This is a genomic window from Paenarthrobacter sp. PPS72 (assembly GCF_048537125.1).
Lineage (GTDB): Bacteria > Actinomycetota > Actinomycetes > Actinomycetales > Micrococcaceae > Arthrobacter > Arthrobacter nitroguajacolicus_E.
The window spans coordinates 1-11,603 of the sequence record NZ_JBLYIE010000023.1 but is presented as its reverse complement, the minus strand read 5'-3'; the positions used below and the strand labels follow the sequence as shown (position 1 = coordinate 11,603).

Below are 11,603 nucleotides of genomic sequence, written 5' to 3'. Positions count from 1 at the left end.
GTTCTGTGCCTTAGCTTTCGAGTGCACTGGCTTGGGTGGCCAGCGCAGCGACGACTTCCTGGAGTTGGGCCACACCGGCAGCGCGCTCGGTGAGGTGCAGACGCAACACGGGCCGGCCATGGCCTTCCAGTACCTGGGCGTCACCCGAGGCCTGGGCAGCAATGAGCTGACCGAAGGTGAAGGGACGCTCCGGGATATCGAGATCGGTGGATGACGCGGCAGTGACCTGCAGGAAGACACCGATGGCCGGTCCGCCCTTGTGGAACTGGCCCGTGGAGTGGAGGAAGCGGGGACCCCAACCGAACGTCACGGGACGACCACTGACGGCTGCGAGTTCATCGCGGATGCCTTCAAGGGGTGCGTGCGAAATACGGTCAAGGTAGGCCTGAACACTCAAGTACCCATCCGTGCCGAGCTGGGCAAGGAGTGCCTGCACAGCTTCCGACACGGAGGACGCGGAGCCCAGCCAGTCGCCGCCGCGAACTTCCACAGCACCGTCGGTGAAGGCTGCGGGGGTGGGTTCCGGACGTGCGTCCAGCAAACCCCGGGCCGCAACCTTGGCCGCCTCGACGTCGGGCTGGTCGAACGGGTTGATGCCCAATAGGCGTCCAGCCACCGCGGTGGCGAACTCCCAGACGAACATTTGGGAAGGCAGACCACCTGCAATGGCGACCTCGTTGTCCCGAAGCTCGACATCGGCATCTGCGTCCACCAGTCGAACCACCAGGACGTCCTCGGCACCGTTCAGCGCTTCCGGGGAATCCGGGCCGGCGACAACCGGCAGGACACCCGTGCCCAGCTTGCCCGTGGATTCCGCGATGAGTTGTTCGGCCCAGTCGGCGAAACCGACAATTCCTGATCCGTCCTCGGCGATGACGATCTTGTTGCGCAGCGGGCTGGTACCACCCAGCGCAATGCCCAGGGCCAGGCCGATGTTGCCTGCCGAGTCGTCGTTGAGGACCTCAGCAGCTTCCTCTGCCTCGTCCAGGAACGCCTGGATGTCTACGCCGGCCAGTCCACTGGGCACCAGGCCAAAAGCGGTCAGTGCCGAGAAACGGCCACCGACGTTGGGGTCGGCGTTGAACACGGCGCGGTAGCCGGCCTCGCGGGAAGCCTTGTCCAGGGGCGAACCCGGGTCCGTGACGATGATAATCCTGCTCTTGGCGTCGATGCCGGCGTCATTGAACGCCTTCTCGAACACGCGACGCTGGGAGTCGGTCTCAACGGTGGAGCCCGACTTGGAGGAAACGACGATAGCCGTCTCCGCCAGCCGGTCCGCCAAGGCAGCACCGACCTGCTCAGGATCAGTGCTGTCCAGCACAGTCAGCTCGACGCCGGCGGTGCCGGCAATGACCTCGGGAGCCAACGAAGATCCACCCATGCCACACAGGGCAATGCGGGACACTCCTTCGGCGCGTAGGGCATCACGAAGTTCCAGAATGTCCCCAACCAAGGCCTGAGACACGGTGGCAGCGTCTACCCACCCGAGACGGATCGCCGACTCGGACTCCGCTTGCGGACCCCACAAGGTGTGGTCCTTGGCAAAAATCCGGGTTGCGATCTTATCCTCTACCAGGCTGTCAATGTGCCGGGCGATTGCCTCTTGCGCGGCGCCGCTGGCGTCGTAGCTGATTGTGCTCATGGTGGGTTAGGAAGCCTTTCGTGCAGTGGCGAGTGCGCCTTCGACGTCGGCGAGGAGTTCCTTCCAGGAGCCCACGAACTTCTCAAGGCCTTCGGTTTCAAGGAGGGTCACGACGTCGTTGTAGGAGACGCCGAGGGCTTCGAGGGCGTTGAGCGTCTCGTTTGCTTCGTCGTAGGTACCGGTGATGGTGTCACCGGTGACTACGCCGTGGTCGAACGTAGCGTCGAGCGTCTTCTCCGGCATGGTGTTGACCACGCCTGCAGCCACGAGTTCGGTCACGTAGAGGGTGTCCGGGTAGGCAGGATCCTTGACGCCGGTGGAGGCCCACAGGGGACGCTGGGGGAGGGCGCCGGCTTTGGCCAGCACTGCCCAGCGCTCGGTGGAGAAGAGCTCTTCGTAGACCTGGTAGGCCAGGCGTGCGTTCGCGACACCCGCTTTGCCCTTGAGTGCCTTGGCCTCATCGGTCCCGATGGCGTCAAGGCGCTTGTCGATCTCAGAGTCCACGCGGGAGACGAAGAACGATGCTACGGAGTGGATCTTGGAAAGGTCGTGGCCGTTGTCCTTGGCCTGCTCAAGGCCGGACTGGAAAGCGTTGATGACCGCGCGGTAGCGCTCCAGGGAGAAGATCAGGGTCACGTTGACGCTGATGCCCTCGGCCAGAGTTGCCGTGATGGCTTCGAGGCCTTCAAGGGTTGCCGGGATCTTGATGTGGACGTTGTCCTTGTTGACCTTGGCGTAGAGGTGCTTTGCCTCGGCGATGGTGCCTGCGGTGTCCCACGCGAGGCGGGGGTCCACCTCGATGGAGACGCGGCCGTCCACACCGTTGGTGGCGGCGGCGATCGGCGCGAAGAGATCGCAGGCGTCAGCAACGTCCGTGGTGGTGATTTCGAAGATGGTCTCTTCGACGCTGGCACCGGCCGCGGCCTGGGCTGCGATGGTGGCGTCGTAATCCGTGCCGGCAGTGATGGCGGCGTGGAAGATCGACGGGTTGGTGGTCACACCAACCACGTTCTTCTCGTCGATGAGCTTCTGCAGGGTGCCCGTCTCCAAGCGGTTGCGGGAAAGGTCATCAAGCCAGATGGAGACGCCGGCGTCGGAGAGCTGCTGTGTGGGAGTTGTAGACATGTGTTTTTCTCCTTGTGAGAGGGAAGCAGACTGTTATGCGTTGGAGTCTGCGAGGGAGTCTTTGGCGGCGGCGGCAACGGCTTCGGCAGTAATGCCGAATTCGTTGAAGAGCCGCTTGTAGTCAGCCGAGGCGCCGAAGTGCTCCAGGGAGATGGAACGACCGGCGTCGCCGACGAATTCGCGCCAGCCCAGTGCCAAGCCGGCCTCAACCGAAACGCGGGCCTTCACGGAGGCCGGGAGTACCGACTCGCGGTAGGCCTCGTCCTGCTTGTTGAACCACTCAACACACGGCATGGACACAACACGTGCAGCGATGCCTTCAGCCTGGAGGGCTTCGCGGGCCTGCACGGCAAGCTGGACCTCGGAGCCGGTGCCGATCAGGATGACCTGCGCGTCCACGGTTTCGCCGTTCTTGGAGGCTTCGGCCAGCACGTAGCCGCCCTTGGCAACACCTGCGGTGGAACCGAACGTGTCGCCGTTTGCTTCGCCTTCGCCGCGGGCGTAGGTGGGGATGTTCTGACGGGTCAGGACAATGCCTGCCGGGTTCTCATGGTTCTCCAGCATGGCCTTCCATGCAGCGGAGACCTCGTTCGCGTCGCCGGGGCGGACAACGTCCAGGCCCGGGATGGCGCGCAGCGAGGCGAGCTGCTCCACCGGCTGGTGGGTGGGTCCGTCTTCGCCCAGGCCGATGGAGTCGTGCGTCCAGACGTACAGCGACGGGACACCCATCAGCGCGCCGAGGCGGATCGCCGGGCGTTGGTAGTCGGAGAAGATCAGGAACGTGCCCGAGAAAGCACGGGTGCGGCCGTGCAGGGAAATGCCGTTCACGATCGACGCGGCAGCGTGCTCACGGATACCGAAGTGCAGCACACGACCATACGGGTTGCCCTTCCAGGCATCCGTGGAACGCGACGTCGGGATGAACGACGGCGAACCCTCAATAGTGGTGTTGTTGGACTCCGCGAGGTCGGCAGAACCGCCCCAAAGCTCAGGAAGGACCGGGCCGATTGCGTTCAGGACCTTGCCCGAAGCCGCGCGGGTGGAAACGTCCTTGCCGGCCTCGAACACCGGCAGTGCGGCATCGATGCCCACGGGCAGTTTCTTGGCTTCAACGCGTTCCAGCAGGGCAGCGGCGTCGGGGTTGGCGGACTGCCATGCCTCGAACGAGCTCTGCCAGGCAGTGCGGGACTCGGCACCGCGGTCCAAAACCTTGCGGGCATGTGCCAGAACGTCTTCGTCAACATCGAAGGACTTGGCCGGATCGAACCCGAGCACGCTCTTCAGTGCAGCGACTTCCTCGGCGCCCAGGGCGGAGCCGTGGATCTTGCCGGTGTTCTGCTTCTTCGGGGCAGGGTAACCGATGATGGTACGCAGCGAGATAATGGACGGCTTGTTCGTCTCAGCCTTCGCAGCGAGCAGGGCTGCGTAGAGTTCCTGAACGTCTTCGACGTAGTCGCCGGTCGGATTGTCTTCGCTGGGGCGGGTCCAGTCAACGCGCTGGGTGTGCCAGCCGTAGGCCTCGTAACGCTTCAGGACGTCCTCGGTGAACGCCACGTCGGTGTCGTCTTCGATGGAGATGTGGTTCTCGTCGTAGATCACTACGAGGTTGCCCAGTTCCTGGTGTCCGGCGAGCGAGGAAGCCTCGGACGTGACACCTTCCTGAAGGTCGCCGTCGGAGGCGATCACCCAGATGGTGTGGTCGAACGGCGATTCGCCGGCGGGAGCATCGGCGTCGAACAATCCGCGTTGGCGACGCTGGGAGTAAGCGAAACCAACAGCAGAAGCCAGCCCTTGGCCCAGCGGGCCGGTGGTGATTTCCACACCGGCGGTGTGCTTGTACTCGGGGTGGCCCGGGGTCAACGAACCCCACGTACGCAGTGCCTCAAGGTCCTTCAGCTCCAGGCCGTACCCGGAGAGGAACAACTGGATGTAAAGGGTCAGCGACGTGTGACCGGGAGACAGGACAAACCGGTCGCGGCCGATCCAGTCCGGGTTCTTCGGGTCATGGCGCATCAGCTTCTGGAACAGCAGGTACGCTGCCGGTGCCAGGCTCATCGCCGTACCAGGGTGGCCGTTACCGACCTTCTCCACGGCGTCAGCGGCCAACACGCGAACAGTGTCAACAGCCTTCTTGTCCAGATCGGTCCATGACAGTTCTTGCTCTTCCAAATGTGGCACGAAAACCGAGCCCCTCTCTGTGCTGACGGCAGGCGTATGGACACGGCACGCAGGAAGCACAGGATGGCGCCCGCTGCAATGTGTCTACCAGCCGTTCACCATTGAAACGTTGATCTCTCATCCAGACGCACGGATATCCGAGAATACGGTTTCCCGGACGGTCAACGTGTGCTGATCTGCTCAACAGCTTAGCCCTAAACGTGTCATGGAACTCAGGGAATCCCACTAACTGGACAGAAATTCCCTTATATGAATCACGATGGCACGGCGGAGAGGTGAAGATTCGGAAACAATGACGTATTTTGCGGACATCGGGCCTCTTTCGGCCACGGTATGATATTTGGAGGCCAGCAGCGGTTCGTGCGCCCGTGTTCGCTATTCGACAACCGGGGCGGCAACCGCTGCGAGAAACCCAGAGCATAGAACAGAGTGACTGCCGCCGTGAGCACAACTGATACGCCCCTTAACGCGTCCCCGGCCCGGGGAAGCATCGGAATATCCCGTAAGTTCAAGGCGTATCTGGCTCTGACGAAACCCCGCGTCATCGAGCTGCTCCTGGTCAGCACGCTTCCCACCATGATCTTTGCCCAGCGCGGCTTTCCGTCCATAGGCCTGATCCTGGCAACCCTCGTTGGCGGCGCGTTCGCGGCCGGCAGCGCAGGCGTATTCAACTGCTACATCGATCGCGACATCGACAAACTGATGCACCGCACAGAGAAGCGTCCACTGGTTACCGGCGAGGTCACCCCGCGCGAGGCCCTGATCTTTGCGTGGATCCTGGGCGCTGCCTCCATCGCCATCCTGTGGTTCGGCGCCAACCCGCTTTCCGCTTGGCTGGGCCTCGGCGCGATCGTCTTCTACGTAGTTATCTACACCATGATCCTGAAGCGCCGCACCGCCCAGAACATCGTTTGGGGTGGCGCTGCCGGATGCTTCCCAGTGCTGATCGCATGGGCTGCTGTGACCAACACTGTTGAGTGGCCCGCTATCGTCCTCTTCATGGTGATTTTCCTCTGGACGCCTCCTCACTACTGGCCGCTTTCCATGCGTTACGGCGAGGACTACCGCAACGCCAAGGTGCCCATGCTCGGCGCCATTGCCGGTGCAAAGGTGGTTTCCGTGCAGGTGGTCCTCTACGCCTGGGCCATGGTTGCCTGCTCGCTGCTGATGGTCCCGGTGGGCGGGGCGGGCTGGGTTTACACGATCGTCGCTGTTGCTGCCGGAGCTTGGTTCCTCTACGAGAGTCACGCCTTGTACAAGCGCGCACAAGGTGGCGATGTCTCCAACAAGGGCGCCATGAAGGTGTTCCACGGCTCTATCAGCTACCTGACCTTACTGTTCATCGCCTTGGCGGTTGACCCGTTCATCGGTTCAGCGATCGTCGGCGCCTAGCAGTCCCAACGCTCGCTCACCTCCGTCGGGCATAATCCCAACGCTCGCTCACCTACCAAAAGATGCAACCAGTCGAGCCAGCGGGGGAGCAGCATTGCCGGACAGTAGTGCAGAGACCAGCAAGGGCGCGTAACGGATCTTGTTGCCGCTCCGGCCACCGAAGAATCGCCGCAGCTGCGTTTCAACAGGTAGGTCCCGCAACGAGGGCTGGCGCTGGAGAAGCTCAAATGAGGCAAGCTCCCCTTGATTGGCGATCATTTCGATCACCACATCAACGCCCAGGCAACGCACAAGTTCGCCCTCCAAATCAGTGTCACAGACCTGGAACCCCAGGTCGTTCAACGAAGCAGAGCCGATACAGGCCCTACTGAAGGCGCGGGCGGTGACCCAGAACTCTCCGGAATCGCAGAGGCCCGGCAAACGGTGGTTTTCCCCTGTCGGACCGTAGCGGTCAAGGAAATGGACAATGTTGGTGGCCCCGCCCATCGGAACGACCGAAACGCGTTGCTTTTGCAGGTCATGACCAAGGCGCCGGGCCATCGCTTTCACCGCTAGATGGTCGCTCTCGCCTTCCACGAACACCGCCGTTTTCTGCACATGACCAGTTTGGCTGACGAGAGTGGCGCGGCATTGGGCCCCCTCGAGTCTGCACCTAGAAGCCACCCAGCAGCACCTAGTTTGGAGGTTTCGGGCACCTAATTCTTGCCGGAACGCCACCTAATTCGTGAAAACTCGTCTAGGTGTAGGCCTCAAACCCCTAGGGTTCGTGATGGAACAGAGCTGTTCCGCCTGCACGAACCTAGGGGATATCCATGAAAAACATCTTGCGCACCGCCGGAGTGCTGGCAGTTGCTTCAGCTTCGGTTTTGGGGGGAGTCACTGCAGCCGAGGCGGCGCCTGCCTGCTCCACCGCACGAGTATGCCTTTACGACAATTACTGGTTCACCGGCACCTCCAGGTCCTTCGGTTGGGTCACCTACAACGTGGGTGTCGACGCCAATGACAAGGGGAGCTCCTTAGTAGTCGGACCGGCCTCAGATCCAGCTTCGCCGTATGTCTACCTCTATGTTGACAACAATTTCGTTGGTAACAGTGTGATCTTTCGGGCCGGCAATGCGTCAAACGATCTGCGGGGCATTTACATGTCGCCTACCCGGAACTGGGACGATGAAATCACGAGCGTCTGGGGCTAATTCTCTTGTCGTTCAAGACTAAAAAGCTGCACTCAGTGGCACTGGCCGTGCTCGCGATCCTCGCGACGATCGTCGGCACGGCGTGCTCCAGTGCTCCTGACCGGCCAGACGGGCCTGCTCCCGGTCTCAGCGTGCCTGCCATTGATCGGAGCGCCGGCGCGAATGCCCGGGCGTCCCTCAATGAAATCACCGGCGAGGTGGTCCTGCCCATGAGTGCCTATTGGTACTCCGACCGGGAAAACGTCCTGGTCAATTCGGCAGTCGCGTCCCTCATATTTGACTGCGTAAAGAAGGCCGGCTTTGAGGTGGCTCCTTGGGGAGGCGGAGGCAGGGCCCTGCAGGACGGTAGATATGGACAATGGTCGCGGAAGTTGGCTGCGAAGAACGGCGCCATGCCCGAAATCCGGAAAATTCCTGGTGTGATGGACGAACAACCCGAGCGCCCCGTCCTCAGCGCTGAGCATCAGGCGGCGGAAACGAAGTGCACCAACTCCGTGGGGAGGGCCGGCTTGCCTGAACTTCTGGAGGGCCTGCTCGGTGACACTTCCATCCAGAACCAAATCACGCGTAACGCAGTGGCACTGACCGAACGCGATTCCGAGTACTTGGCTTTCCGGCAGGCTTGGGAGGATTGCGTGTCCGGCAAAGGCCTCAAGGTCGCTGAGCCGGATTCGTGGAATCTGACGTCGGGCGGCTCCAAGGAAGACGAGATTCGGGTTGCCCTACTGGACGTTGACTGCAAGGACGCAAGCGGTGGTGCCAGGAAACCTTATGACATTCTCGCCGAGTACCAGGCCGCGCAGATGAAGGACCATCAGGCTGAGCTCAACTCCTTGGCAGAAGAGAAGTCAGCCGCCGTCGAACGAGCCAAACAAATACTTCGGGACCATGGCGTGGCTGATGCAAGACTCTGAGTCGCAGCTGATTCGGCGGGGCATGAGGCGCGTCCCGCGGTGGTGGCTGCTTCCGGCCGCATCGCTCGCTGTGCTGGCAGCTTTGGGCGGAGCCTACTGGGTGGGTGCGTCCACCGCGGCGGGGACGGCGCCCGTTCCGTCCCTTGCCGTTGCGGTTCCTGTTTCGGCAGCGGTGGAGCGCCGTGCGGTGGTCAAACAGGTGGTTCTTTCCGGGAAAGTTGTTCCAGGTGCCGAGTCTGCACTTCGGGCGAGCCCCGCCGCAGGTGTCGACAGACTCGTGGTGACCGAGGCGGCAAAAGAGGTTGGGAGTCCCGTGGTTCCCGGTGAATTGCTGGCGGTCGTCTCAGGCAGGCCACTGCTGGTGTTGCCCAGCAGCGTGCCGTTGTATCGTGACATCAACCCCAGCGACTCGGGTCCGGATGTCAAAGCCCTCCAAGGGGTCTTGGCGTCCTTCGGTTATGCCTGCACCACAACAGGTACCTTTGACCCGGCCACTCAGCAGGCACTGGCATCGTGGTACAAAGCCTCGGGGTTCAAAGCCCCCGCTCCACTCCCTCAGGAGACAACTGCCAATACAGCACCAAAGAACTCACCGGACGCCATGTTTCGCTGGCGGGAATTTGTCCAGATCCCTGGTGACACCGGGACTGTAGCTTCCATCGCGGGCGCCGGTTCCATCTTGGCCGAAGACGGGATCGTGGCCCGGGTCAGGGTGGCTGATGACACCTTTATCGCCCGTGCAGACGTTGTCCAATCCGAGAGTTTCGTGGTGGGTGCGCCCGTAACGGTGAGAGCCGGTTCAACGGTCCTGGACACCACGGTGGTACAGGTCAGCGCCTTCCTGGAGGGTGACCAAAGCAAGAACGAAATCCCTGGAAAGGACATCACCGTAGCTTTACCGCCGGGCACCCAGGGATTTGCGGCAGGCCAATCAGTCACCATGACCGCAGGCAGCGCAGTTGCGGAGTCACTGGCAGTCCCACTCATAGCGATTCGCCAGGACGGCGGGATACCGTACCTACTCATCGAAGGGAACAGCGAGCTCATCGAACGGAACAGCGGGCCCCGCCGCTTGGAGGTGAAGGTCACCGCGCAGGTGGATGGGTGGGCGGCGATCGCGGACGTGGACGGTCTGGCTGTTGGGGATCAAGTGAAACTCCAATGAAGGCGCTCCTGCCATCCCGGGAATCGTCCGGATACGCGCAGCGCCTGCCCCTCCTCAGCCTGCGGGGCGTTAACCGCGGCTTTCCCGGGATGAAGGCGCTGGTGGACGTGGACCTTGATATCCACGAAGGGGAGTTCGTTGCCATTGTGGGCCCCTCCGGTTCGGGAAAGTCCACGCTGCTCAACGTCCTCGGCCTCTTGGACACACCAACCGGGGGCTCCTATTCCATCAGGGGAGTGAGAGTCGCAGATCTCGGCGAGAGACAGAGGGCAGCCCTGCGGGCCGATGTTTTCGGGTTCGTCTTCCAGGAATCACATATGGTGGGCCGGGACGCCGCGGCACGCAACGCCGTGCTGGGGCTGCGTGTACGGGGTATAGGGATGAAGGACCAGAAGCAACTCGTCATGCCTGCACTGAAAAGGTTCGGACTCGGGCATCGGGCAGCAACCCCGGCGTCGCTGTTGTCCGGGGGAGAGCGTCAACGTCTGGCTATCGCAAGGGCAGTGATGGGAGCGCCGACGGTTGTCCTCGCAGACGAACCCACAGGCAGCCTGGACACCGCGAACGGCAAGATCGTCATCCAACATCTCCGCGAGCTCAGTGATGCCGGAACCACTGTGGCCATGGTGACCCACGACCCCGAGGTTGCGGGAGCCGCTGACCGCATCATCACGATGCGCGATGGAGCCATCATCGAGGACACCGGATACAGCAGGGGCCTCGCCGACGATAGCAGGGCCGAGGCCGGCATTCCAGCAACAACAACTCAAGTTCGCGAAAGCAACCGTGCCTTCGCTCCGAGCCTGCGTCATGGGGCCGCAGATGCTGTTGCCGACGCGTTCTCCGGGCTGACCGTTCGTCCGGCTAAGGCACTCCTCCTGATCCTCGCTTTTCTCCTTGGCAGCGGAGGGTTGGTTGCGGCAATCGGGCTGAGCGAGAGCGCCTCTGTCAAGGTGTCTGCCCGGATCGACGCGGCCGCGAACGACGAAGTCCGGGTGACGCGCGAAGATGGATATGCCTCGTGGGAAGCTGTCAACCGTGATCTCCAAGCATCCATGAGGCTCTCCGGAGTGCACGACGCCGGAGTCATCGCCGAAATCTCATCGTCAGTGGTGCAGCCATCCACCTTTCGGCCAGCAACCTTTCCTGGCCAACCGTCGTTCAACGGGGCCGTCCGGATCGTGGACTCCGCCTACCTTCGAATCCAAGGGGCAGTTGTGTCCTACGGTGATGCAGCCTTGCTCGACCACTCCTTCGGAGGGCCCGTCGCTATCCTGGGCCGGGATGCCGCCAAGGAGCTGGGCATCGCAAAGCCAGGTCCCGGCGTCGTTGTGTGGCTGTATGGCCAGCCGGTTCCGGTGGTGGGGATGATTGATGAGCCGGGCCGTGACCCGGTGCTGCCGTCAGCGGTGATGGTGGGAGTCGGGTCCTACTCCTTGACCGGCAAAGTGGCTGCCAGCCTGGTCCTTCAAACGCATCCGGGGATGCCTGCAGCCATTGCCGAGGCGCTGCCGAAAGCCCTGAACCCTGCTGAACCGGGGACCGTAGAGGTGCAGACGGTCGCAGACCTTCGGGAGCTCAAACAAGGGATCAACACGGACCTCGGCAGGCTGGTAGCCATTGTCTCCAGTATCCTGCTCGCCATGGCCTGCCTCAGCGCCGGAACCACCATGTATCTGGGCGTGTTGGCGCGCTCCAGTGAGATTGCACTGCGGCTTGCCTTGGGCATGCGGCGAGGGGTGCTGGTCTCGATGTTCCTTACTGAAGGCGCCGTGGTGGGCGTATTGGGCGGTGCTGCAGGCGCAGCTGTGGGCATGGGTGCTGTGCTGGCCTACGCATCCAGTGAAGGTTGGGCCGCTGTGCTCCCCTGGTACGCGTCGCTGTGGGGCATTGGGGCGGGACTTGCCAGCGGCACGTTGTCGGCTGTTTATCCGGCCCTGCTGGCCATGCGTTCCAACCCGGCGCAACTAATCCGGGCCTAGATGATTAAGTCC

Annotated in this window: 9 protein-coding genes; 5 read left to right on the top strand and 4 right to left on the bottom strand. The window is 62.4% G+C overall.

Features of this window, described 5'->3' with window-relative positions; all coding sequences use genetic code 11:
• Positions 1–10: 10 nt before the first annotated feature.
• The 3 genes from ACLRGI_RS11900 to tkt are packed head-to-tail and all read right to left on the bottom strand — an operon-like array spanning position 11 to position 4,945.
• Positions 11–1,642 (bottom strand): glucose-6-phosphate isomerase, encoded by a 1,632-nt coding sequence (locus ACLRGI_RS11900; protein ID WP_419201856.1) that lies wholly within the window; start codon positions 1,640–1,642, stop codon positions 11–13.
• 6 nt (positions 1,643–1,648) lie between these two features.
• Positions 1,649–2,767, bottom strand: coding sequence for a transaldolase (gene tal / locus ACLRGI_RS11895; RefSeq protein ID WP_419201855.1), 1,119 nt, complete (start codon positions 2,765–2,767; stop codon positions 1,649–1,651).
• A 33-nt stretch (positions 2,768–2,800) separates the two neighbouring features.
• Positions 2,801–4,945 carry a transketolase gene (tkt, locus tag ACLRGI_RS11890; RefSeq protein ID WP_419201854.1) on the bottom strand — a complete coding sequence of 715 codons (2,145 nt, stop codon included), beginning with the start codon at positions 4,943–4,945 and terminating at the stop codon, positions 2,801–2,803.
• A gap of 429 nt (positions 4,946–5,374) precedes the next feature.
• On the opposite strand from tkt, the gene ACLRGI_RS11885 reads away from it, so the two are divergent.
• Positions 5,375–6,337, top strand: coding sequence for a heme o synthase (locus ACLRGI_RS11885; RefSeq protein ID WP_419201853.1), 963 nt, complete (start codon positions 5,375–5,377; stop codon positions 6,335–6,337).
• A gap of 48 nt (positions 6,338–6,385) precedes the next feature.
• Here the strand turns inward: ACLRGI_RS11885 and ACLRGI_RS11880 are convergent, their stop codons facing one another.
• Entirely contained in the window at positions 6,386–6,934 is a 549-nt protein-coding gene (locus ACLRGI_RS11880; RefSeq protein ID WP_419201852.1) for a TOPRIM nucleotidyl transferase/hydrolase domain-containing protein, read from the bottom strand.
• A 215-nt stretch (positions 6,935–7,149) separates the two neighbouring features.
• On the opposite strand from ACLRGI_RS11880, the gene ACLRGI_RS11875 reads away from it, so the two are divergent.
• Genes ACLRGI_RS11875 through ACLRGI_RS11860 form a run of 4 tightly spaced genes read left to right on the top strand, consistent with a single transcriptional unit; the run spans position 7,150 to position 11,591 of the window.
• Positions 7,150–7,530, top strand: a complete 381-nt coding sequence (locus ACLRGI_RS11875) for a hypothetical protein (protein WP_419201851.1) — start codon at positions 7,150–7,152, stop codon at positions 7,528–7,530.
• Between the two features lie 35 nt (positions 7,531–7,565).
• A complete protein-coding gene (locus ACLRGI_RS11870; RefSeq protein WP_419201850.1) occupies positions 7,566–8,444 on the top strand; it encodes a hypothetical protein in 879 nt (292 codons plus the stop codon).
• Positions 8,431–9,609 (top strand): peptidoglycan-binding protein, encoded by a 1,179-nt coding sequence (locus tag ACLRGI_RS11865; RefSeq protein ID WP_419201849.1) that lies wholly within the window; start codon positions 8,431–8,433, stop codon positions 9,607–9,609. The genes ACLRGI_RS11870 and ACLRGI_RS11865 overlap by 14 nt, the downstream gene beginning before the upstream one ends.
• Positions 9,606–11,591, top strand: coding sequence for an ABC transporter ATP-binding protein/permease (locus ACLRGI_RS11860; protein WP_419201848.1), 1,986 nt, complete (start codon positions 9,606–9,608; stop codon positions 11,589–11,591). The genes ACLRGI_RS11865 and ACLRGI_RS11860 overlap by 4 nt, the downstream gene beginning before the upstream one ends.
• Positions 11,592–11,603 lie beyond the last annotated feature (12 nt).